Raw genomic sequence first — 23,346 nt, 5'->3', positions numbered from 1 at the left:
GTGCTTGTCAGGTGTCCAAGGAAGAGACTTGTTGAAGCTCCAGGTTGTATCTGGGGAGACCGACGCAGATTACCGGGGCCTCAACTATGACCTGGTGGGAAGGTGAAGGGACATGACGACGGAGATTCATGGCCGCAGGGAGATTGTGGAGGAGAGCATCCACTCCATAGAGATGGAGAGCGGATCCATCACGCCCTGGATGCGTGAGCAGGTCCGAGAGTGGGTCGAGGGGCGGACCGACATTCCCACTCTGGTCAAGCGGACCAGATCTCATTACGGACTGGAGTCCTGAGATGGGCGCGCCGCAAGATCCCTATCTCGTAGAAGGCGCCGACGTGCTCAGAAACAAGGTCGGGGCGACTACTTGGTCGGATCTGGAGTGCAGGGAAAACGATCTGGTGTTCCTGAGAATGAACGAGCTCATGGAGAACCCGCCGAAAATCGACGGCACTTTTAGGCAGGTCCAGGAGATGCACAAGGCCCTGTTCCAGGATGTATATGAGTGGGCGGGGGAGTTGAGGACGGTGGACATGAGTAAAGGTGGCGGGCCATTGTTCCAACCCGTCGTCACCTTCCGCACGGCCATCCGGTACTACGAGGAGGTTTTCAGGGAGGACCATCGGCTTAGGGGAATGGACAGGGACAGGTTCGTTGCCAGGCTGGCCGTCAACTTCGACAACCTGAACGTGATCCATCCGTTCCGTGAGGGCAACGGCAGGACCCAGCGGGCCTATTGGAGCATCGTTGCGCATGAAGCGGGGTGGGAGATTCCCTGGATCCGCATATCCAAAGAGGAGAACATCCAAGCGTCGAAGAACGCCGTCCTCGGCGACCAAAGCGGTCTGCGTCGCATGTTCGACAGGGTCGTAAGACCGCGTGACTAGAAAGAGCTGAATGCGTCATGTCGGTCGGTTCCTGACGGTGAATTGCAGCATAGCCAAGAAGGGAACCTCGGCAGGCATAGACAGAAATCGAACTGTCCGTCCAGCAGCTACTGGGTCTCGACTAGCCGAGTATCCAAGGCCCTCGAATGCCTCCTCCGGGGAGGTTAAGGGAGTAATCCAGGTACCATTCCAAGAGTGGGCGGGAGCAAGGCCCGTCTCCGGACCATGCGCCACCACATCAAACTTGTACACCAACTCATGGTCGTCCGTGAAAAGCCAGCGGGAGAGGAACCTTCCAAGAACCCGGCCCTGCTGGCACATCTTGATCAATCACCCAATGCCACAGCCGCCATCCGGCCTACAGCCGTGCATTGAGTTATCAGGCTCATTGATGAAGTCATTCCATTTCTGGCTACTTCCTTGTGATGTTGAAGGTGCGGGCTGCTGGACTGGCGCGGGGGCTGACCAGCCTCCGCCACCGCCCTGCCCGTAGGAGGGCCGGTAGGAAGGCGTGTATCCGCCGCCGTAGGATGGGGTCGCCTGCTGTGCCGCCTGTTCTGCGGCCTGCTGGTCCGCCTGGGCCTTGGCCTGCATGGAGGCGTTCACTTGGTCGATGGCCGCCTGGAGCGGACCGGCCGCATCCCGGTAGTCCTTGGCCTTGCCCTTGGCCAGGTCGGCCAGGATGATGGCCTTCTGTAAAGTCTCGCGGGTGGTGTTGTCCGCCACTTTGCCGTCGCTGTCGCTCAGCAGCCTGGAGGCCTCTTCCCTCTTTACGCCCAGGGCGGTGCGTGCATCGTCCAGGTCCTTCGCGTCCCTGGAGGTCAGAACTGCCTTCGCGGCCTTGTCCAGCTTGTCGTACTTGCTGTCCAGGTCTTCAGCCTTCTGCTTGGCAGCCTTCAGATCTTTCGTGGACATGGAGGCATCACACCTGACAGTCTCGGGTTTGATGCCGCCGGCGTTCTTGACGGCCCTGGCCATGGCGACCACCGTCTTGGCATCCTTGACCTGATCGGAACTGACCGCCCAGGCCTTCCTCCAGAGGGCGGCCCTGGATGCGGAAGACTCCTCAAGGGAGGCTGCGTCCATGGAACACCGCTCTTTGACCGAGTGGTGCGACATCCCCGTATAGACGAGACAAACAACAACCACTGCAACCACAAGGGAAACCAGCACAAGGAGGGGAATAATCACAGTCCCCTGCCGGGTGTGCCCCTCGGCTGCATCGTCCTTGTCCGGCGCGCGGCCCTGATCGGGTTCCTCCGCATCGGCCACGGTCTTCGTGATCCGTTCTTCCTCTTCCTTGTTCATATCCCCTCTTCCTGCGAACGTGTACGATTCCCTACGACATCAGAGGAAAGCGCGAGGCTCCGTGTTACAAGTGGATCCTTGTACATGTTCATCCTTACCTCAATGGGATTCGGTTGTGCCGGTGATTAATCTTGGCTGATAAGTCACCGGATTTCACCGGTCCCGAACGTGTGCTCCCCCGGGCAACCGGGGGTTTTCTATTTCCTGCGGGCATCCGGTCCGCGCAGCATGAAGCGGCCTCTCCGGGGAGATGTCCGTCGACTTATGCATCATCCCGTCTCCCCTTCCCTGACTGCACCGACTGCGTCACTGCTCATGAACCGTGCACCTGCCGGGTCTCCCACTTCGCGCCGCGAGGGAGATCAAACACGATAAGCATAATGCGACCATCATTGATCAATGAGCAAGAAGAACGTGTTACCTGACAATGCTGGACGGCCTGGGCCTGGAGGACCCCAGCCCCGGTAAACTTCCCGTGGACAGAAGACGATTTACCGGGCTTTGAAGAGCCGTTCATGTAAACTGGGTCATCATGATGAAGGCTAGCCAATGGACCGCCATCGACAAGGGGACAATCGACCTCGTCAGACACTTTCTCCGTGAAAACAAGCCGAAAATCAACGCCCGCGACCTGGCCACGTTGCTGGACTGCTCGGAGTCGAGGCTATACAGGATATTCCACTACAGCAGCACCCCGCTGACCGTGGGTGAATTCACCTCGGTATGCACGATGTTCGGCAAGAACCCGGCCGACGAGTATTCACGGATCCTGAGCCTGGCGGAACAGGACAAACCGGCACTGCAACGAACGGATCTACTCGTTCGACGCATAGAGGATGCACTGACGGACTTCCATAGAACAGGCCAATAGACCCGACAACAACCCATCAGCCAAAGACCGGAAAAGGGGAATTCCCGATTTTATCGAATCCAAGACGAGGGAAAGCCAAACAGGAACTAACCGCCCGTAACGGGACTTCCAGAGGCCGCTGAAAGGGGTCCCCGATTCATGGGTATGATGGGCCTGAACAAGAAGAAACCTCCGCCTGCTGTAACAGAACGGAGGTCAGAAAATGAATTGAACAAGAGAGAGTGTACCCCATATGACGGATTACTACAAACCGGACTCTCCGGACGGGTTGCAATGGCAGCAGCTCGGCAGGCAGAACCGCTCATACCTGATGCAGGACTTCTGCCGCATAGGACTCCCCATCCGCAACCCCGGGCCTGACACCGCCAAGTGGGTCAGGACCAACGGCAACCTGACGTACGTCATCCACCCCCACACCATCCAGAACGAAGATGGCGGGGTCACCCACATCTGGCCCTATGGGAAGAAGGCCAGACTGCTCCTGGTATGGATAAGCACCCAGGTGGTGCGCCAGAAGGACCACAACACCGACCGCGTCATCATGCTCCCCTCCACGCTGAGGGAGCTGATGAACGACCTGGGAATGCACAGGAAACCCACGGCGGCCGACTACGACGACTTCAGCCACCAGATCAGTGCCCTCTCCGACTTCAGCATGACCATAACCAGGACGGGGACCCCGCCGGAGACAGGCTGGGTGACTGGCAAGGACGTGACCCTGGTCGAAAAATCAGATGTAGGGTGGTCCCGGTACACCCCGAAGGACGCGGCCTCCGAGGGGTCGTACATCAAGCTCACGAAGGAGACCTGGGACAGGATGTCCAGGAGCACGTCGCTGTCAACCGAGATAGTGGAACTGCTCACCATGACCGGGAAGGGCGTTGATTTCGACATCTACGCCTGGCTGTCCCAGCGCATATGCGCGCTCAACCATTCGAGCTACCACCGGACCCCGGTCATCCCCTGGACGACGTTGCAGAAGCAGATGGGTTCCAACTACGCCGAAACCAGGAACTTCGTGACCCACTTCAAGAAGGGGCTGCAACATGTGGCCGCCCTGTGGGATGCGACCCTGATTGAGGCCGGCAAAGAGGGACGGCTGAGATACAGCTTCGAAAGGGGCGGACTCTGCCTGTACAGGTCCCCTGAATTGCTCGTTGATGCCGATTATGACACCTATACAGACCACTTGGCACTGCCTCTGCCCGAACTGGTCCGGGAGAACCTCGTTGAAGCGGGGCAGGCATTTGGCATCGGCCTCATTCAGGGCCTTCTGGGCATGGGCTACGCCGTCCGGGAAGCATGGTCACCTCCATCCGGCCAAGCGCATTGTGGACACTGTTCAGATCCGCAGCGGGGCCGAACGTGCGATTATCCGCCTCCTGATGGACTCAGCTGACTTGGGTGTCCATCACCCCTCCGCCCTGGCCGTCCGAATTGCCCGCACCGCCACCGGCGAAAGCGGCGGGGACACCCGCCAACATCGAGGCCCCGCCACCGCGGCGGCAAGGCCCTTGCGCAGCATCGTCCCGGAGTCCAGCCGCCCGAGTCGACCGGCCCAGGCCCTGATCTTCCCTGACTTTTGCACATTCTCAATTCCCTTCCGATATTATGAAGGGGACGGCCTTATGGTCGTCCACAATAAAAGCCAGCGGGATAGGAGACCTGCAAGAAACCGGTCCCGCTGGCACATCTTTAATCAATCACCCAATGGCGCACACACCAGCTGAATTGCATCCATTGCCGAGTGGCACTTGAGTTTGCAGCCACTGCTCCCAATTGAAGTCATCGCTGGAGTTTCCTCCTCGAGGTACTGAGGGTGCAGGAGCGGCCGGCGCGGGGGCTGACCAGCCTCCGCCTCCACCTCGCCCGTAGGAGGGTCTCGCCTGCTGGACGGCCTGGGCCTGCTGCGCCGCCGCCTGTGCGGCTTCTTCTGCGGCCTGCTGGTCCGCCTGGGTCTTGGCCTGCATGGAGGCGTTCACCTGGTCGATGGCCGACTGGAGCGGACCGACCGCATCCCGCCAGGCCTTCGCCTTGTCGCCCTTGGTCTGCTCGGCCTGGCCGATGGCCTGTTGCAGGGTCTCGCGGGTGGTGTTGTCCGTCACCTTCCCGTCGCTGTCGCCCAGCAGCCTGGAGGCCTCTTCCCTCTTCGCGGCCAGGGCGGTGCGTGCGTCGTCCAGGTCCTTCGCGTCCCGGGAGGCCAGAACCGCCTTCGCGGCCCGGTCCAGCTTGTCGTACCTGTCGTTCAGGTCCTTCGCCTTGTCGGCGGCGGCCTCAAGGTCCTGAGTTTTCATGGACGCATCGCACCTGACCGGCTGCGGCTTGATGCCGCCGGCGTTTTTGACGGCCCTGGCCATGGCAATCACCGTCTTGACATCCTTGACCTGATCGGAGCTGATACCTGCAGCCTCCTGGTAGCGTGCCGTCCTGGCGGCGGCACCGCCGGCCGGCTTCTCCAGACGCGCCACGGCCCCGGAGCACCGCTCAACAGCTTGGGTGTGTTGACGATTGGAAACCACCCGCCAGCAGATCAGGCCAGCTGCAATAAGGACAACCACGGCGGCGGCGGTGACGACTGGGATCATCCACCTGGGCCGGGTCCTGGTCGCTCCGTCGGTGTCCTCTGCGGATTCGGACGCTGGAGGGGTCTGGGAGTCCTCCAGGCCGGATGGAGGACTGATTTCCTGGTCGCCGGAGGTTGGTTCCTTATCCATGCTTCCTCTTTCTTGGCCTGGGCTGCTCAGTCCTATCCCGGGTTCGTACATGTCGGAGAGAAACGGGTACTATGGAAAAACGTGCGGACTTAGGTACCTAGCCGTGCCGCAAGAGCAGATTTGTGCCCCCCCTCGGATTCGAACCGAGAACCCACGACTTAAAAGGACGCTGCTCTAACCATTGAGCCAGAGGGGCAACACAACAAAAATACACGGCTGGGACGATATTTTCCAATCTCGCGGTTTCTTCCGAGGTATGGTGTCAGGTGAGATGACGGAAAGAAGAGCAACCAAGGCTTCGTTTCGCGGCGTGTAGAATGTTGGCTAATCAAGGAGCGGGTATGGCTATTCGATTGGTTCGTCTCGATGCGGCTTCGACGGGGTATGCCGACGAGGCATGGGAGTACATGCAGGCATGCAAGGCCGTAGCCGGTGATGAACTGGCTGGTCTGGGGTGTCTGGAGGACTGCACGTCGCTTGAGCAGGTCAGGCGGCACTGGTTGCCCCAGGTCGTCAATGAGGCCGAGGGGGAGAACCTGCCTCCGGGATACGTGCCGGCCTTGCAATTCCTGGCCTTGGAGCCTGATGGGACTCTGGTCGGGATGATTCAGTTGCGCCTCGATTTGAATGATTATCTGCTGGAGCTGGGAGGAAATATCGGCTATTCGGTCCGCCCGGACAGGCGGCGTCGTGGGTACGCCAATCAAATGTTGGCAGACTGCCTGGGTGTGGCCCGGCAGGAAGGGCTGGACAGGGTTCTGGTCACCTGCGACGAACATAATGAGGGCAGCCGACAGACCATCCTGTCGAATGGCGGCAGGCTGGAAGACACCCGATATACAGCAAACGGGCTTGGAATTCAGCGGTACTGGATTGACTTATAAGGTACGGGTCCGTCCGCTCATATAGGTGATCTGCACAGAGGCGGACCCGCGAGCCGCGAGCAGCTCCGATAACCGTCGAGGGTCAGTGAATCAGTCCAGGCCGAGGTCGTATGCGGCGTCCATGTCTTCACGGGAATATGTGCGGAAGGCCGTAAGGGTCTGGGTTCCGGTCACGCCGGGTACCTTGGCGATGCCACCGGGGATGACGGCGGTCAGATCGTCGAACTTGCCAGTGGAGACCACGGCCACCAGGTCGACCTCTCCAGCCACGGAATAGACATCCTTGACCCCGTCGATTTCGACAATGGCACGTGCCACTTCGTTGATTCTGTCGGACTGGACCGTAATCAGTACGATGGCGTTTGTCATGGCGGCTCCTTGCCTAGGTGTGCTGATGCCCAGTATATGGTCTGCCGGTCGGCCGCCGCGGGCATGGTCCACAGCGTGGAGCATCACGGGTCAGCTTGTGAAATAGGTTGGCATATTCAACCATTGCCACCACATCGGCATCTCCGTCTGAGAGAATGAGACCATGGTCTGGGTGATTGTGCTCATATGGGTGCTGGTAGTGGTGGCATTCATCGTCTACGTCCTGCGTCTGGCGCGCGGGGAATCAGCGAATCGCGCCTTCTCCCAGTCTTTGAATGAGCGTGTGTTCAGGGGTGCCGGGCGGCGGCGTGAGGACAGGTTGCCCCGCATCGGTGGAGGCAGGCTCTCCTTTATTCCCAACCCGGACGGAAGTGCGGAGGATTCCCAGGAGGGCGGACCCAACTCCATCAAGTGCCCGGTATATGTCAACTCCGCCTCGGTGGTGGAGATGAGAGCGCTTTTGTCCTCGGACTTTACGGACGAGATCGAGCTCTGGCAGACCAATGAAGGGAACTTGGTCACGCCTCTGAAGCCGCATACGGACGAAGGGTTCGAAGGATTCATCGTCGAAGAATCCGCACAGGCCGGTGAGCCGGTGGCGGTAACATCGGATGTCATACCGGCGGTCAGCCCCACTGCCTGACAGGGCGCCTCAGGGAATCACCCTCTCCCTTGACGGCATAAGATACGGGAGCGGTCTCCTTCACCCGTCGTCGAGAGAATTTGCGGATGTGGTTACCGGTATCCGGTCCGTTGCCCGGCTTCTCCGCTGAACGTGTGACGGGCTATGCGTCTTGCCTTCCCCGTGTCCGTTCGCGACCCTAATCTTGTCGGTATGACTACGTCCTACCTGTTTATAGCCATAGCACTTGTCGTCGTTCTGGCCCTGGTCGTGGCAGGGGTATGTCTCCTGTCCAAGTCCCGGCACAAGAACGGGGACGGCTCGCAGCCCGCAGGGTCCGATTCGAATCCGGCGAAGCAGCAAGAGGTCCCGGGCAGGACCGAAAAGGGTTCCGACGGGGGCACGCGGGCATCAGGAGATGCCGCAAGGGGCCAGGACGGGGAACCCTCGAAGAGCGGGGTGTCTCTGGAACCGGAGTCTTCTGCCTCGCGTATGACCAGGCTCAAGGCCAAGCTGGCGAAGAGCCCCAACCCCTTCGGGAAGGCACTTTTTGCCATCCTCACCAAGGACCATCTGAGTGAATCCGACTGGGAGGAGGTTGAAGACACCCTGCTCATGGCGGATGTTGGGGCTGAGGCCAGTGAGCAGCTGGTCGATCAGCTGCGCTCGGATGCCCGGGTCAGTGGTGAGAGGGATCCCAAAGCGGTTCGTGCCGGTCTCAGGAAGCGGTTGATCGACCTGGTGGATCCCGGCATGGACCGAACCCTGGAGGCCGATAAGCCCGAAACCGGCAAACCCTCGGTCATCATCATGGTCGGGGTCAATGGAACCGGCAAGACCACGACGGCCGGCAAACTGGCACGCCTCTTCGTTGCCGATGGCAAGACCGTGGTCATGGGGGCCGCCGACACCTTCCGCGCCGCAGCCGCCGACCAGCTGGAAACATGGGGCAGCAAGGTGGGTGTTCCGGTCGTCCGCAGCGACAAGGAGGGTGCCGACCCGGCCTCGGTTGCCTTCGAGGCTTCATCCAAGGCCAAGGAGATGGGTGCCGACGTCCTGATTGTGGACACCGCCGGCAGGCTTCAAAACAAGGCCAACCTGATGGATGAGCTGGGCAAGATCCGCCGCGTGATCGAGAAGAACCTCCCCGTGGAGGAGGTCCTCCTGGTCCTGGATGCGACCACCGGGCAGAACGGGATGATCCAGGCCAGGGTCTTTGCGGAGGCCATCGGTGTAACGGGCATCGTCCTGACCAAGCTCGACGGTTCGGCCAAGGGTGGTATCGTAATCTCCGTTCAGCGGGAGCTGGGCGTGCCGGTCAAGCTGGTTGGTCTGGGCGAGGGGCCCGATGATCTTTCCCCCTTCAATCCCGAGTCCTTCGTGGATGGGATTCTGGGCGAGGAGTGAAGCCCTGCCGGTCGGCTCTGAGCCGGGTTGAACGAAGGTTGGACAGGAATACCGGGGATTACGTTCCGGTTACGGTTTCCCGGTCCAGGTTACTGATGGGAAACGAACGGTTGACCTGGATGAAACCCTTTGGCTGTTCTATGACCTTGAAGATGAACGACGATTGGCGTCGTCCGGGTCCGCCCGCCGCGACGCGGGACTTGACGGCTCCGGGCGTGGAAAGAGAGGTGTGAGCATGGATTCTGGAAATGCTGCATGGATGTTGATGGCCGCGGCCATGGTCTTCTTGATGACCCCCGCAGTGGCCTTCTTCTATGGAGGTATGGTCCGGGCCAAGGCCGTGCTGAACATGCTGATGATGTCAACGGTGGCCATTGCCGTCACGGGCATCATCTGGACCCTCTGGGGCTGGTCGATTGCATACGCGGGCAAGGATGTGGGTGGAATCTTCGGTGACCCGGTCACCGGCTTCCTCCTCAAGGACACGGTCACGGCCAAGGATGGGATTTTCACCTCGGTCGATCTGAAAGACGCCCCCTACCCCCACACCATCGATATCGCCTTCCAGGTCGCCTTCGCCATGATCTGCGTGGCCCTGATTTCCGGCGCCCTGGCAGAGCGCATCAAGGTCAGCACCTGGATGATTTTCGTGGCCCTCTGGATCACCTTGGACTATGCCCCCATGGCCCACATGGTCTGGAACAACGGCCTCCTCTCGGCTGACGGTGCCATCTCCAACGCCATCGGTGCCCCGGCGCACGACTTCGCCGGCGGTACGGTCATTCACATCAATGCGGCAGTGGCGGCCCTGGTCATCGTCATGATCATCGGGCGGAGGATTGGCTTCAAGAAGGAGCCCATGCGTCCCCACAACGTGCCCATGGTCATGCTGGGGGCCTTCCTGCTTTGGTTCGGCTGGTTCGGATTCAACGCCGGATCCGCTTTCGCGGCCAACGGCACCGCCGGGTACTCCTGGGTCTCCACCACCATCGCCGCCTCTGCGGCCACCCTGGGATGGCTCTTCACCGAGAAGATCCGTTCCGGGCACTACACCGCCATGGGCGCGGCCTCGGGCATGATTGCCGGCCTGGTTGCCATCACTCCGGCAGCCGATGTGGTTTCCCCCCTCTGGGCCATCGTCATGGGCCTGGTGGCCGGTGTGGTCTGCTGCTTCGCCTGCGGTCTCAAGTTCCGGTTCAACTATGACGACTCCCTCGATGTGGTCGGTATCCACGGAGTGGGTGGTGTGCTCGGCACCCTCATGGTCGGACTCTTCGGCGCGGGGACCGGTCTCCTGGCCGGTGGCGACTACAAGCAGCTGCTGGTACAGTTCCTGGTGGCGCTGATTGCCGTGATTTACGCCGCAGTCGTGACCGGGGTCATCGCCTTCGCCCTTGAGAAGACCGTCGGCTGGCGCGTCAGCGACAAAGAAGAGGTTGTCGGTGTCGACCAGAGCGACCAGGGTGAGAGCGCTTACGAATTCGCCCTGTCCGCCAATTAATCATCAAAGGAGTGTAGAGACATGAAGCTGATAACGGCAATTCTCCAGCCTCAGAAGTTGGAAGAGGTCAAAGAGGCACTCTCCCAGGCGGGTGTTCATGGCATGACCGTCTCCTCTGCAAACGGCTACGGTCGTCAGGGTGGGCACAAGGAGGTCTACCGCGGTGCCACCTACACGGTTGACCTGATTCCCAAGATTCGTGTGGAAGTGCTGTCCGATGACGCCAAGGCGCAGTCCCTGGTCGATGTCATCGTCCAGACCGCAGGCACCGACACGATTGGTGACGGGAAGGTCTGGGTCCAGTCCCTGGATTCAGTCACCCGTGTCAGGACGGGTGAAACAGGTGCCGCCGCCATCTGAGGGTGGCTCTGGCTGATGGATGACCGCCGACCAGGTCCCGGTAGGGGCTCGGTCGGCGGTTTTCGTATTTTGGCTGTCCCTGCAATCGGAGCGTTGAGCGGGGCGTGCAAGGGCGCACTGCGTCCGGGCGGAGTCCGGTTGTTGCGGCAGGGAGGGGATACGCCGGACGAGATGGGGTCAGTCGGCCACCAAGGCCTGGTCCATCCATGTGTCCGTCCGTGCACGCAGGCCGTTGAAGATGGCACGGATGCCGATGAAGAGGATGTTGATCGCCCCCCACAGCATGGCGATCCGCCAGGTGTCCTCCCAGCCCCGCGCCAGGTTGGTCAGTCCCAGCAGGCAAGCCACATAGACCAGGGCCGTCAGTGAGCAGGTGGCGGCCAGATACCGGTAGTCCTCGGCTCCGATCAGGATTCCGTCCAGGGCCCACATCCAGCCTGCTATGGGCATGAAGGCCCCCTGAACGATCATGCCGACGGTTATCAGGGAGCGGATGGCGGGGGTGGGACTGAAGAGCGGGGTGGCGAAGAGTCCCAGGGCAATCATGACCAGGCCCACCAGAACGCCCATGATCATGCCGGCCTTTGCCGAGAGGTCCGTCATCTTCCGAGCCCGTGCCTTGTGATGGGCCCCCAGTTCGGTTGCCACCAGGGACTGCCCTGCGATGCCAACGGCATCCAGCATGTTCAGGCCGAAGTTCCACGCCGAGTTGACCCCCTGATAGGCTGCCAGGACCCGTTCGCCCAGGTGGGCGGCCGCGACCACGGTCATGACCAGGCAGACCCGCAGGGCCAGGGTGCGCAGGAAGAGGGGGAAGCCGTCGCCCATGCTGCTGGCTATCCCGCTCATCCGGGGCCGCAGGCTGGCCCCCTCTCGCCTGGCCCAGATCAGGGCCGGGATGGTAAGGAAGAGACCCATGTACCACTCGGCGATCAGGGTGGCCAGGCCGGACCCGAGGATGCCCATGTGCAGTCCGAAAACGAAGAGCACCTCCAGGATTGTGTTCAGTATCGCCCCTGATATGGCGGCGACCAGGGTGATGTTGACCTTTTGCAGGCCGCGGAAGATGCCGTTGGCTGCATAGACCAGGAGCATGGCGGGCAGGCCGAATATCAGCGCATTCAGATACTGCTGGGCGGCGTCCAGGACCTGCCCCGAGGCTCCCATGACTGAGCAGAGCGGGCGGCTGAAGATCATCAGGATGGCACAGACCACCACCCCGATGATGAAGGCCAGCCACATGCCGTCGATTCCGATTTCCATCCCCTCCCTGCGGCGGCCCGCGCCCATCAGACGAGCAACCTGGGAGGTGGTCCCGTAGGCCAGGAAGACGCAGAGGCCCACGGTGGTCAGGACCACGGTCGATCCGATGGAAAGCCCCGCAAGTGCCGAGTCGCTGACGTGACCGACGATGCCCGTATCGATCATGACGAAGAGGGGTTCGGCGATCAACTGCCCGAAAGTGGGGATGGCCAGAGAGGCTATCGCGGCATAGGTGGAACGGGCTTGGCGTTTCCGGTCGGGCTTGTTCCGCGCCTGGTCCTGATCTGATGAAGTCACGGATGCCATGCTACAACCGGGCTTCGGTCCTCTTCCCGTTGGGGCCTCATCGTGGCTGACGCAAGAGGCACTACCACTGATGAAGAGCAGGCGCAACTGCCAGCCGTCGGAGAGAACTCTATCCCCAGGTTTTCCACACAGTTATACCCATGAGGTGGATAAGTCAGACACATATCCTCTATGACACGCCTAAAATGTGGATAACTTTTATTTTATGCACAATGGGGTGTGGCCCAGCTCACTTCACACGGTCATCCCTCTCGACATGCCTATGGATGTGGAGTAATGGTGCCGAAGATTCCTGGTGTATTTGCGGTCCGAACCGGTCCCAGGGGTTTTCCTGCCTTTGTGCCTGGCCCGTAAAAGCCTTGGGCTAAAACCTGCCGAACCTTCGCAAGCGGTAGGTGCCGTCCGTAGAATCGAACCTATGGTTTCTGAAAACTCCACCGACTACACTCACCCCGAGCAGCGTCCGCCGCGAGAGGATGGCGGTTCGCGTGACGTGATCTTCGATCGGGTCCCCCCGCATGACGACGATGCCGAGATGGCCGTCCTTGGCGGGATGCTGATGAGCAAGGACGCCATCGGAGAGGTCAGTCAGATGATTGACGTGGCCGACTTCTACCAGCCCAAGCATCAGACCATTTATGAGGCCATCATCACCCTCTTCTCGGCCTCGCAGCCCGTGGATGCTGTTCTGGTGGCCAACGAACTCCTCAAATCCGGTGACCTGGACAAGATAGGCGGCACCGACTACCTCCACTCCCTGGTGGCCTCGGTCCCCACGGCGGCGAACGCTACCTACTACGCCGAAATCGTCCACCAGAGGGCCATCCTTCGCAATGTCATCGCCGCCGGTACCAAGATTGCCCAGCTGGGGTACTCGGCTGAAGGGTCCCAGGCTGAAGACATCGTCAACATGGCGCAGGCCGAAGTCTACGAGATGAGTTCGGGCAAGGTCCGTCAGGATTACGAGGCCATCGGGCCGGTCGTCCACGACACCCTGGAGCAGCTGGACAAGCTGCAGAACGGATATGCAGAGCGTGGTGTGCCCACCGGATTCAAGAGCATCGACGATGTGACCCAGGGCCTTCAGCCCGGGCAGATGGTCGTCGTGGCAGGCCGCCCGGCCATGGGTAAGTCCACCCTGGGTATCGACTTCGCCCGTGCCGCCGCCCTTCACAACAACCTGACCACCGTTGTCTTTTCCTTGGAGATGAGCAAGACCGAGTTGGCCCAGCGCATCATCTCGGCCGAAACCGATATTCCCCTGGTCGCCCTGCGCAGGGCCGACGACATCACCCCTGAGCGTTGGAACACCCTCAACACCTTCTGGAGCAAGTTGCAGGAGGCCCCGCTCTTCCTGGATGATTCCCCCAACATGAGCCTGATGGAAATCAGGGCCAAGTGCCGCAGGCTCAAGCAGACCAATGACCTGAAGCTGGTCGTCATCGACTACCTCCAGCTGATGACCTCGGGCAAGCGGGTGGAGTCCCGCCAGCAGGAGGTTTCCGACTTCTCGCGCGCCCTGAAGCTTCTGGCCAAGGAGCTGGAGGTTCCGGTGGTGGCCCTGAGCCAGCTCAACCGAGGCCCCGAGATGCGTAACGATAAGAAGCCCATGCTGTCCGACCTGCGTGAGTCCGGCTCCATCGAGCAGGATGCCGATGCGGTCTTCCTGGTTCACAGGCCAGACTTCTACGACAAGGAGGACCGCCCGGGCGAGGCCGATATCATCCTGGCCAAGCACCGTAACGGCCCGACCGACACCTTCCAGCTGGCCTTCCTGGGCGAAAAGTCCAAGTTCAAGGACATGCCCCAGGATTACCAGCAGGGAGGGGTCTGATCATGGCCCGGCAGGTCGCGACGGGCGAGGGGAAACAGATGGGCAGGACCCCCTCCCGGCACTGGTACTCCTTCCTGGCGCTGCCCGCAGGCAAGGCGGTCCGCGTCCTTTCCCGCCTTACCCGTCACGGAGGCTCCGCCCTTCCGGGCAGGGTGGTCGAACGGATCGACCCCACCTTCCTGGCCCGGACCCTTTCCCGTCTGCCCCGGGGCGTGGTCCTGGTCTCGGGAACCAATGGGAAGACCACCACCACCCGCATGGTCGCCTCCATGCTTGAATCTCTCGGTCTGAAGGTCTTCACCAACCCGACCGGCTCCAACTTCACTCGGGGTGTGGTCTCATCCCTGGTCTCCACCCTCGGCCCGGGTGGGAAGTTGGATGCGGACATAGCCGTTCTGGAACTGGACGAGGCCTACGCGGTCCACTTCGTCAGGCAGGTCAAGCCCCGTCATACCCTCCTCCTCAACGTCATGCGCGACCAGTTGGACAGGTTCGGTGAAATCGATACCACTGCAGGTCTCCTGGCCCAGGTGGCCGAAGCCACCACCGGCACCGTGGTCCTGAATCGGGAGGATCCGCGCATCTCCGCCCTGGCGGCGCAGACCCCTGCCCGGACCCGGGTGGCCTATTTCGGTCTGACCGATGACCTGCTGACCTATTTCCCGACTGATGACGACATGCATGCCCAGACCGAGACCAGGGCATCCGGGGAGGATGCGGATGTGCCTTCCCCGAGGCCCGGTCACTCCCTTCCTGCGGATGTGGTCCTGGAAAAGGTCATGGACCATAGGGCCGTCTTCCGGGTGGATGGCAGGCGGCTGGAGACGGATGTGCGCCTGGAGGGTGTATACAACCTCTACAATGCCGCGGCGGCCCTTGCCCTTGTCCGTTCCGTACTGGCGGATAATGAGCCGGATGATGCCCGGTTGATGGCGGCCCTGGCCCAGGTGACCCCGGCCTTTGGACGTGGTGAGGTCATTACCTATAAGGGGGCGCCGGTGGAATTGGTCCTGGTCAAGAACCCCATGGGGTTCCGACTGGCACTTTCCTCCTTCGACCCTGATGGACGGGATACGATGATTGCCATCCGCGACGACTATGCCGACGGGCGCGATATGAGCTGGCTCTGGGATGTGGATTTCGCCTCACTCAGGAAGTCCGGTGTTGCCATGGTCTCCGGGACCCGGGCCTATGACATGGCCCTCCGCCTGGCCTATGAGCAGGTACCTGTTGATGCGGTCGATACCGATCTGGAGAAGGCCCTGGCCGCCTTCCTGGATGCTCATTCCGGCCGGCCCAAGCGAATCTACTGCACCTACACCTCCATGCTGCGTCTGCGGGCCGAGCTTGGCCATGTGACCGAGGTCAGCGATGCCGGAGTGGGGGTATGAGCATGGAAGACACCGAGATGGCCCAGATGGGCGCGGATGAGTCCCGGTCGAGCGAATCTGCCGGAAACGGAAAGGGGACTTCGAACATGGACCATCCACCCCTGCATGTCCTCTCCCTGTACCATCGCGACATGAACATCTACGGGGATTCCGGGAACATCCTCAGCGTGACCCGGCGGGCTGAGCTCTACGGGTTCCGGCCTATGATCCGGTACTACAATCCCGGTGACCCATGGCCTGACCAGGTCGATGTGATTCTCGGCGGCGGTGGGCAGGACCACGGCCAGGAGCGAATCATCCAGGACCTCCAGAAGAGAGGTTCCCTCCTCGCCGACCTGGCCGATCGGGGCACTCCCATGCTGATGATTTGCGGGCTCTATCAGCTTTTCGGCCATTACTTCGAGACCTCGGACCATGAGCGCCTGGAGGGAATCGGCATCCTGGACGTGCACACCGTGGCCAGGTCGGACCGGATGATTGGCAATCTGGTTGAGCACAGTCCCGATTTCGGCCAGGTGGTCGGGTATGAGAACCACTCGGGTCTGACCTACCTGGGGGAGGGAGCCCAACCTCTGGGGACCGTAGACCAGGAGGGGCGCGGCAACAACGGCGAGGACCACACCGAGGGTGCCCGCCGAAACAAGGTGATTGGCACCTATATGCATGGTTCCCTCCTTCCCAAGAACCCGGCCATCACGGACTATCTGATAGGGGCGGCCGCCGATGGACGGTATGGCGAAGGCTCTCTGGACCAGATGAAGCAGGCCATGACCGAGGACGCCAGTCAGGAACTGGCCCGTCTGGATTCCCTGGCCGAGCAGGCCGGCAGGATAGCCGTATCAAGACCCAGGTGAGGCCGGTGTGGCGGTAGCCGTCTGAATCGGATTCTTTCATCGCACATATGCATTTGCGCGATGCTAGCGTGGGTGGTGATACATCCGTTGGCAGGAGGCGATGATGGGGTCGAAGAGACATTCAGTCGGCAAGGCCGCTCTGGGTCTGGGACTCGGGACCTTGGGGGCGTGGTGCTGGGCTTTGGCACCCGGTCTGCCGGTGGTGACCGGTCGGAGGAAACCCGTCGGTCTTTCCCGGAAGCCCTATGCCCATCGGGGATTGCATGATGCCGGATCGGGTATGGAGTCCGCCGAGCTCAGTCCCGGGCAGGAGGCCTATCGGAATCGGGTCCATGCATGTCTGGCGGCGGAGGTGCAGGCCGCTGACGACAAGGTGGTGGCACCCGAGAACTCCCTGGCGGCCTTCGAAGCCGCGTGCAAGGCCGGCTACGGTATCGAGTTGGATGTGCATCTGAGTCGCGACGGTCAGGTGGTGGTCATCCATGATGGGGACCTGCGACGGGTGGCGGGCGACAATCGTGCCGTGGCGGATCTGACCTATGCGGAATTGCAACGGATTCCCCTCCGCTCCGGAGCGACGGTCCAAGGCGGGAAATCAGCTGAGACGAGCGCCGGAAGCCCTGAGGTCCAATACGTGCCGCTCCTGTCCGATGTGCTTGCCCTGGTGGACGGCCGGGTGCCTCTGGTCGTCGAAATCAAGATGGATCGGGGGCTGGACCGGGAACTCATGCGCAAGACCGACGCCCTCCTGTCTGGTTATCAGGGGGACTATGTCATTGAATCCTTCAACGTCCTTGCCCTTGCCTGGTATCGGAAGCACCGGCCGGAGGTGACCCGGGGGCAGCTGGCGGTTCCCTATCGCGGTAGGGTGGATTCTCCTGATTCGGCCCTGCGGTGGATGGCCGGTTCCCTCCTCTTCAATTGGCTGGGGCGCCCGGACTTCGTGGCTTATGAATGGCATGGCGGGCATTCCCTGCCCATGCGCATCTACCGGTTCCTCGGCGGAACACCAGTCGCCTGGACCGTTCGCTCCGAGCGGGCTCAGGAGGAGTCCCGCCCGGACTTCGATGGAATCATCTTCGAGTCTTATCTGCCCGGGAACTGAACCGGCCATAAAGTCCGGAGACCACGGCGGCCAGGGCCAAACCCAATCGCAAAAAGGTGCCACCACCCTATGCGGGGATGGTGGCACCTTCAGTGCAATCAGGACGGAATCTATCGCGATGGTTGAGATTCTGCCCTATCGACGCTTGGTTCAGTCGATGACGCCGTAGAGACGGTCGCCGGCATCGCCCAGGCCGGGGACGATATAGGCGTGCTCGTTGAGTTTCTGATCGACTGCGCAGACCACGACCTTCAGATTGATGCTGGGGTCAACGTCCTGCTTCAGGCGCTCCAGGCCCTCCGGAGCGGCCAGGATGTTGATGGCGGTCACATCCTTGGCGCCGCGTTCTGCCAGATAGTGGGTGGCGGCGACCAGGGTGCCGCCGGTGGCCAGCATCGGGTCCAGGAGGAAGCACTGGCGACCGGAGAGGTCCTCGGGCAGGCGGTTTGCGTAGGTGACGATGTCCAGGGTGCTCTCGTCGCGCTTCATGCCCAGGAACCCGACCTCGGCGGTCGGCAGAAGGCGGGTCATGCCGTCGAGCATGCCCAGGCCGGCGCGCAGCACGGGAACGACCATGGGTCGGGGAGAGCAGAGCTTCTTGCCCACCATGGGTGCCACGGGGGTTTCGATCTGGCGGTCTTCGATGTCGAGATTGCGGGTGGCCTCATAGGCCTCCAGCATGACCAGCTCGCTGACCAGTTCACGGAAGGTGTTCGAGGGGGTGTTCTTGTCCCGCAGTACGGTCAGCTTGTGCTCAATCAGCGGGTGTTCCAGTACATGAAGTTCCATACCTTCTAGCGTAGCTCAGTCACTGGTCCGGTCCAAGAAAAGACGGGGTATTCCATGGCGGGCGTAAGCGAGTCCCCGGTGCCGAGGCCGACTGCGATACGGCTGCGGTGCCTTGCGGGTTGGTCAAGGTAAAGGAAAACGCCGAACCATGAAAGCGCCTGTCGGCGCAAACGCCGCTCGCAGCGGCAAAAAACGGAGCCCGGGGCTTAAGCATGGTCCGACGCATGCACCATTGTACGGCAAGAGTCCCAGCAGTCCAGATAGGAAACGCGCTTACTTTCCGGGATTCAAACTCGGGAGCAAGCGTCGAACAACCCTGCTCCAGGAGCCCTGCCGGGGAAATCCGGTCTGGGAATCGACATGTCTGCCGGAGACGTGGGCTGCCTGAGCCAGTCGTAGGGTGGAGCGGGTACCAGGGTTGACCGATAGAGCTGCGGAATCAACCTTTGCTCTTTACTCCAGGCGGCCCCGGCGCCAGAGGGCCGCCCCGTGCAGGAAGTCCCGGGCGGTGCCATTCAGGGATGAGGCTGTGCGGAGAGCGGCCTCATCCTGTTCGGATTTGGTTTCCGCAGTGCCTGTGGACCTGCGGACCGAGGCCTTGATTCCTCTGGCTATGACATCGCAGAATGCCCCCGCACGCTCCAGAGCCACGGCGAAGTCACCGGTGAAGGCGCCGGAGAGGATGGAATCGGCGGTCCTGGCTATGTCGTCGGCCTCCGGGGCCGGGTCCACGCCGGCTATGGCCGAGTCGGCCGTATCGGTCGGTTCGCCAAGGCGCCAGAGCCGGGATATCCCGTCGGCGTCACGCCGCATCCAGGAGCGGAGCATATAGAGCCGCCAGAGGATGCCGGGCAGGGAGTCCGGATCGGTGTCGCTCCAGAGCTCCGCGATCAGGTCCACCCCCTCGCGGTCGACCAGGGTCAGTACCCGCTCCACCACCTCCGGATCCTCGGTATGGTGCACCTTGTCCAGGAGGGACGCGGCCGAGACATGGCTCATCTCGCTCACCTGCTGGGGGTCCATGCCTCCGGTGAGCTGGGCTGCCAGGGAAGGGTCCAGCTGCCCAGGTCGTGAGGGCCTGGACGACCCGGTACCGGAGGCCACGAAGCCGGTACGTGAGGGGCGGATGGAGGAGGACCCGACCTGTGAGTTGCTGTCAGTAGACAATTGGAGTCACCTTCTGTACATCGATGATGGATGGATGCGCGGGGTCACCTGTCAGGCTGAGCACGATGGCGCTGCCGGTGGGCATGAAGGGGGACCCTTCAGGTAGGCGTTTCGCCATGCCCTTGCTATTGCACAACCCGCGCAGGTGCTCGAAAATTCCACCCAGAACGGGCCGGTGCATGCAGACCATCGCGGTCCTGTCGCCCAGGCTCAGAAGGTCCGCCATCTGGTCATCCATCCACTTGACGGCCTGGGTCGGATTCCTCTTGAACGCTGATTCGGTCAGACACCCCGCCGTTGTCAGGTGCATGTTCGCTTCGTCTGTATAGGGTCGGAGGGTCTGTACGCAACGTACCCAGGGGGAACTGAGCGCCAGGTCCGGTGCGAAGGTCACCAATTCCCGGGCCAGGGCGTAGGAGGCTGCGGCGCCTTTCGGCGTTATCGGACGGTCGGCATCCCTGCCGGTCCATTCCTTGCGCGGCACCGCCTTGCCGTGCCGGACGATGATGAACTGCCGGGCATTGAGCGCCCCCTCATCCACCCTGTCGATGAAGGCGGCCAGGACGGCTCGATCACTGTGATGGGTCAGGAGGCCCCTGGCGGTTTGTACGCTGACCCAGCGAATCTGATCGACTTCCTTGACACGGGGTTTATGTATGGGACCCATGAGTGTGCGCTGCCTCTCGGCCCGGTCCTCCCCGGCAGGGGTCGCCATCCAGTACCGGATGTGCTTGAGGCGGCCTCCCCTGGAACTGCTGCGCCTGCCTTCGCTTTCCAGGGGGTATTCCACATCAGCCAGGTAGGGGCCCAGGCGCGCGATCTGACCGGTCTCCTCACCCACCTCGCGCAGGGCGGCATGCATGTGGGTCTCCCGGTTTTCCAGCTTGCCCTTGGGCCAGCTCCAGTCGTCGTATTTGGGCCGGTGGACCAGGCAGAGCTCCAGGTCATCCAGGGCGGCCCGGGGGCTGGTGCCTGCTGGGGGTCTGCCATCATCGCTGAACTTCATCCAACCTCGGAAGTCCTGCCGACTTCTGTAGAGGATGGCCCCGGCGGCTTCGACGGACTGGCTCATGGCATGGCCTCCTTACGGGCCGGTCCATCCGGTCCACTTGGTGCCGGCAGCCTCCATGAAAACCTCTGGAGGCTGCCGGCCAGGCCTCCGTCCTTCAACGGCGCCGGGACCTCAGCGCGCGGGTGTGCTTGTCGATCAGATACTCCTGGCAGTCCACCAGGGGGTCGCCCTTCTCGTTGTGGGAGTGGCGCACATAGGTGCCATCCGCCTGCATGTGCCAGGAGCTGGTCGTGTCGGCCATCTGCAGGTCCACGTACTCAATCAGCTCCTGGACCTGGTCCGGCGCAGTGATACGGACCAGGGCCTCCACGCGCCGATCCAGGTTGCGGTGCATCAGGTCTGCCGAGCCTATCCAGACCTCTGGGCCCGACAAGGGCCCCTCGCCAATCTGTGGGCCCTGTGAGTTGGCAAAGGCGAAGATGCGGCTGTGCTCCAGGAAACGCCCCAGTATGGAGTGAACCCGGATGTTCTCGCTCAGCCCCGGCACTCCGGGCTTCAAGGCGCAGATACCGCGCTCGACGATGTCGATCTTGACCCCGGCCTGGCTGGCCCTGTAGAGGGCGTCGATGGTCTTTTCGTCAACCAGGGCGTTGACCTTGATCTTGATCCAGGCCTCTTTGCCGTCCAGGGCGGCCTCCTCTTCGCGGGCGATGCGCTGCAGGAGCCCCGACCTGACGGTACGGGGGGCCACCAGGAGGCGGTGGAAGGAGGACTTGGGGGCATACCCGGAGAGCTGGTTGAAGAGCCGGGCAAGGTCCTGACCCACCACGGGGTCGCAGGTCAGCAGACCCAGATCGGTGTACTGGCGGGCGGTCTTCGGGTTGTAGTTGCCTGTGCCCACGTGGCAGTAACGCCGCAGGCCGTCTTCCTCCTGGCGGACCACCAGGGAGAGCTTGCAGTGGGTCTTGAGTCCGACGATGCCGTAGACCACGTGGACGCCGGCACGTTCCAGCTGCCGAGCCCAGGCGATGTTGGCCTCCTCGTCGAACCTTGCCTTGATTTCAACCAGGGCCAGGACCTGTTTGCCTGCGTGGGCCGCATCCACCAGGGCGTTGATGATGGGGGAGTTGCCCGAGGTGCGGTAAAGGGTCTGCTTGATGGCCAGAACCTTGGGGTCGGCCGCCGCCTGCTCCAGGAAGGCCTGTACCGAGGTGGAGAAGGAATCGTACGGGTGGTGCAGGAGGACGTCGTGCTCGCGGATGGCGGCGAAGATGTCCTGGGCCTGGCTGGATTCCACCTCGGCGATCTGCCGGTTGGTCGTCGGGATGAAGGGCTGGAACTTCAGGTCGGTCCGGTCGATGGACTGGAGCTCGAAGAGGACGGTCCAATCGAGGGGTGCCGGCAGACGGTATACCTCGTCCGGGTTGACCCGAAGCTTGGTGGCCAGGAGCTGGGAGAGGAAGGGGGAAGTGGTGTCCGAGATCTCCAGGCGTATAGGGGGGCCGAAACGGCGCTGGAGCAGTTCCTTCTCCATTGCGTTCAGGAGGTTCTCGGCATCGTCCTCCTCCACGTCGATGTCCTCGTTACGGGTGACGCGGAAGGAACGGGCCTCCTTGATGATCATGCCGGGGAACAGCGACTCCAGGTGGGCGATGATCAGGTTCTCCATGGTGATGAAGCCATAGCGCTCGTCGCGGCCCTCCTCGTCGGTCAGATCGTCGACGGGGACCAGGCGGGAGAGGTTATCGGGAATCTTGACCCGGGCGAAGTGGGTCTTGCCCGAGGTCGGGTTCTCGACCAGGACGGCCAGGTTCAGGGAGTTGCCCGAAATGTAGGGGAAGGGGTGGGCCGGGTCCACCGCCAGAGGCGTCAGGACCGGGAAGACCTGGTTGCGGAAGAAGCTTGAAAGACGCTCCTGCTCCTGGCTGCTGAGCTGCTTCCAGCTGAGCAGGATGATGTGCTCCTTGGCCAGGTCTGGCAGGATGTGGTCGATGACGTAGTGGGCTTGCTCTTCCTGGAGTTTGTGGGCCTGCTCCGATATGGCGCGCAGCTGCTGGCGGGGGCTGAGGCCACTGGCTGCAGTGACGGCGATACCCGTGTCCACGCGACGCTTGAGTCCGGCCACGCGGACCATGAAGAACTCATCCAGGTTCGAGGCGAAGATTGCGGCGAAATTCGCGCGCTCCAGAAGGGGAACCGTCTCATCCTGAGCCAGCTCAAGCACGCGCTTGTTGAACTTGAGCCAGCTGATTTCCCGGTCGAAATAGCGGTCCTCAGGCAGGGGTGCTTCCGGCTGGCCGTGCCTGACCGCGGGGCGGCGGGACTGCTTGTCGGTCTCGGCTATGTGCTCCGCAATCTGGCTCTTGAGTAGGGCCTTGGAGGGTGCGTCGAATTTCTGAACCATACTATAGAACTCTATTCCGTAGTGTGGTCCGGGGCAATCCGCTGAATGACGATAGGTCGCGGCACATGGAAAAGGGCGGCCCCCGAAAGGGCCGCCCTGCAAGGTCTGCTCCAGTGGAATCTCTGCACAACATCGTCGTTGCAACGGTTAAGTCTGCAATGCCCGTTCAACGCATTGGTCCATGTGGCCATACACTTTGTGGGCTTCCACTCTGTTGAGTTTTCCTTGTACTTGTTATTATGCCAGGTTCTTCAGGGGGTGCAAGCCTTGCCGGAGACCCTCTGAAGGATGGGAGGTTCTG

20 protein-coding genes, 1 tRNA gene and 1 pseudogene are annotated in these 23,346 nt (G+C 61.8%); 13 read left to right on the top strand and 9 right to left on the bottom strand.

The window, feature by feature from the left end; all coding sequences use genetic code 11:
* Nucleotides 1–112 precede the first annotated feature (112 nt).
* A complete protein-coding gene (locus bcor_RS06770) occupies nucleotides 113–292 on the top strand; it encodes an antitoxin VbhA family protein (RefSeq protein WP_033498772.1) in 180 nt (59 codons plus the stop codon).
* A 1-nt stretch (nucleotide 293) separates the two neighbouring features.
* Complete coding sequence (locus bcor_RS06765; protein ID WP_051875741.1) at nucleotides 294–884, top strand: Fic/DOC family protein; 591 nt, start codon at nucleotides 294–296, stop codon at nucleotides 882–884.
* Nucleotides 885–1,214: 330 nt separating this feature from the next.
* On the opposite strand, the gene bcor_RS07340 is transcribed toward bcor_RS06765, so the two are convergent.
* Nucleotides 1,215–2,192 (bottom strand): hypothetical protein, encoded by a 978-nt coding sequence (locus tag bcor_RS07340; RefSeq protein WP_051875740.1) that lies wholly within the window; start codon nucleotides 2,190–2,192, stop codon nucleotides 1,215–1,217.
* A 532-nt stretch (nucleotides 2,193–2,724) separates the two neighbouring features.
* Here bcor_RS07340 and bcor_RS06755 point away from each other — a divergent pair.
* Nucleotides 2,725–3,063, top strand: coding sequence for a hypothetical protein (locus bcor_RS06755; RefSeq protein ID WP_033491115.1), 339 nt, complete (start codon nucleotides 2,725–2,727; stop codon nucleotides 3,061–3,063).
* 232 nt (nucleotides 3,064–3,295) lie between these two features.
* The gene (locus tag bcor_RS06750) at nucleotides 3,296–4,462 is read left to right on the top strand and encodes a replication protein RepA (protein WP_033491117.1); all 1,167 of its coding nucleotides are present in this window, start codon (nucleotides 3,296–3,298) and stop codon (nucleotides 4,460–4,462) included.
* A gap of 304 nt (nucleotides 4,463–4,766) precedes the next feature.
* On the opposite strand, the gene bcor_RS06745 is transcribed toward bcor_RS06750, so the two are convergent.
* Entirely contained in the window at nucleotides 4,767–5,777 is a 1,011-nt protein-coding gene (locus tag bcor_RS06745) for a hypothetical protein (protein WP_051875739.1), read from the bottom strand.
* Nucleotides 5,778–5,900: 123 nt separating this feature from the next.
* Nucleotides 5,901–5,973: transfer RNA gene (locus tag bcor_RS06740), tRNA-Lys, on the bottom strand.
* A 145-nt stretch (nucleotides 5,974–6,118) separates the two neighbouring features.
* Between bcor_RS06740 and bcor_RS06735 the strand changes: the two genes are divergently transcribed.
* Complete coding sequence (locus bcor_RS06735; RefSeq protein ID WP_051875738.1) at nucleotides 6,119–6,661, top strand: GNAT family N-acetyltransferase; 543 nt, start codon at nucleotides 6,119–6,121, stop codon at nucleotides 6,659–6,661.
* A gap of 90 nt (nucleotides 6,662–6,751) precedes the next feature.
* On the opposite strand, the gene bcor_RS06730 is transcribed toward bcor_RS06735, so the two are convergent.
* Nucleotides 6,752–7,030 carry an Lrp/AsnC family transcriptional regulator gene (locus tag bcor_RS06730; RefSeq protein ID WP_033491119.1) on the bottom strand — a complete coding sequence of 93 codons (279 nt, stop codon included), beginning with the start codon at nucleotides 7,028–7,030 and terminating at the stop codon, nucleotides 6,752–6,754.
* Between the two features lie 163 nt (nucleotides 7,031–7,193).
* Between bcor_RS06730 and bcor_RS06725 the strand changes: the two genes are divergently transcribed.
* The 4 genes and pseudogenes from bcor_RS06725 (at nucleotide 7,194) to bcor_RS06710 (ending at nucleotide 10,920) form a co-directional block, all read left to right on the top strand.
* On the top strand, nucleotides 7,194–7,673 hold the full coding sequence (locus bcor_RS06725) for a hypothetical protein (protein ID WP_033498302.1): 480 nt from the start codon (nucleotides 7,194–7,196) through the stop codon (nucleotides 7,671–7,673).
* Nucleotides 7,674–8,123: 450 nt separating this feature from the next.
* Nucleotides 8,124–9,059, top strand: a pseudogene (gene ftsY / locus bcor_RS06720) (signal recognition particle-docking protein FtsY); the annotation flags it as partial.
* A 235-nt stretch (nucleotides 9,060–9,294) separates the two neighbouring features.
* Nucleotides 9,295–10,560 carry an ammonium transporter gene (locus bcor_RS06715; RefSeq protein ID WP_033491123.1) on the top strand — a complete coding sequence of 422 codons (1,266 nt, stop codon included), beginning with the start codon at nucleotides 9,295–9,297 and terminating at the stop codon, nucleotides 10,558–10,560.
* A 21-nt stretch (nucleotides 10,561–10,581) separates the two neighbouring features.
* Complete coding sequence (locus bcor_RS06710) at nucleotides 10,582–10,920, top strand: P-II family nitrogen regulator (protein WP_033491125.1); 339 nt, start codon at nucleotides 10,582–10,584, stop codon at nucleotides 10,918–10,920.
* 177 nt (nucleotides 10,921–11,097) lie between these two features.
* Here bcor_RS06710 and bcor_RS06705 read toward each other — a convergent pair whose 3' ends face one another.
* Complete coding sequence (locus bcor_RS06705) at nucleotides 11,098–12,480, bottom strand: MATE family efflux transporter (protein ID WP_051875823.1); 1,383 nt, start codon at nucleotides 12,478–12,480, stop codon at nucleotides 11,098–11,100.
* Nucleotides 12,481–12,907: 427 nt separating this feature from the next.
* On the opposite strand from bcor_RS06705, the gene dnaB reads away from it, so the two are divergent.
* From dnaB to bcor_RS06685, 4 genes are all read left to right on the top strand, one after another.
* Entirely contained in the window at nucleotides 12,908–14,323 is a 1,416-nt protein-coding gene (dnaB, locus tag bcor_RS06700) for a replicative DNA helicase (RefSeq protein ID WP_045921614.1), read from the top strand.
* A gap of 2 nt (nucleotides 14,324–14,325) precedes the next feature.
* Nucleotides 14,326–15,714 carry a Mur ligase family protein gene (locus tag bcor_RS06695; RefSeq protein WP_420796635.1) on the top strand — a complete coding sequence of 463 codons (1,389 nt, stop codon included), beginning with the start codon at nucleotides 14,326–14,328 and terminating at the stop codon, nucleotides 15,712–15,714.
* A gap of 86 nt (nucleotides 15,715–15,800) precedes the next feature.
* Nucleotides 15,801–16,568, top strand: a complete 768-nt coding sequence (locus bcor_RS06690) for a type 1 glutamine amidotransferase (protein WP_033498391.1) — start codon at nucleotides 15,801–15,803, stop codon at nucleotides 16,566–16,568.
* Nucleotides 16,569–16,668: 100 nt separating this feature from the next.
* Nucleotides 16,669–17,673, top strand: a complete 1,005-nt coding sequence (locus bcor_RS06685) for a glycerophosphodiester phosphodiesterase family protein (protein ID WP_052115187.1) — start codon at nucleotides 16,669–16,671, stop codon at nucleotides 17,671–17,673.
* Nucleotides 17,674–17,823: 150 nt separating this feature from the next.
* On the opposite strand, the gene upp is transcribed toward bcor_RS06685, so the two are convergent.
* The 4 genes from upp to bcor_RS06665 form a co-directional block, all read right to left on the bottom strand.
* Entirely contained in the window at nucleotides 17,824–18,462 is a 639-nt protein-coding gene (gene upp, locus bcor_RS06680; protein WP_033491129.1) for a uracil phosphoribosyltransferase, read from the bottom strand.
* 453 nt (nucleotides 18,463–18,915) lie between these two features.
* The gene (locus bcor_RS06675; RefSeq protein WP_179943886.1) at nucleotides 18,916–19,590 is read right to left on the bottom strand and encodes a thymidine phosphorylase; all 675 of its coding nucleotides are present in this window, start codon (nucleotides 19,588–19,590) and stop codon (nucleotides 18,916–18,918) included.
* 28 nt (nucleotides 19,591–19,618) lie between these two features.
* Nucleotides 19,619–20,701, bottom strand: a complete 1,083-nt coding sequence (locus bcor_RS06670; RefSeq protein WP_033498307.1) for an NUDIX hydrolase — start codon at nucleotides 20,699–20,701, stop codon at nucleotides 19,619–19,621.
* Nucleotides 20,702–20,795: 94 nt separating this feature from the next.
* Nucleotides 20,796–23,045: an RNA degradosome polyphosphate kinase gene (locus tag bcor_RS06665; RefSeq protein WP_033498309.1), complete on the bottom strand. Its 2,250-nt coding sequence runs from the start codon at nucleotides 23,043–23,045 to the stop codon at nucleotides 20,796–20,798.
* Between the last annotated feature and the right edge of the window lie 301 nt (nucleotides 23,046–23,346).

This window comes from Bifidobacterium coryneforme (assembly GCF_000737865.1).
Taxonomy (GTDB): Bacteria; Actinomycetota; Actinomycetes; order Actinomycetales; family Bifidobacteriaceae; genus Bombiscardovia; species Bombiscardovia coryneformis.
The sequence above is the reverse complement of the archived record's forward strand: the minus strand, read 5'-3'. Positions and strand labels throughout refer to the sequence as shown.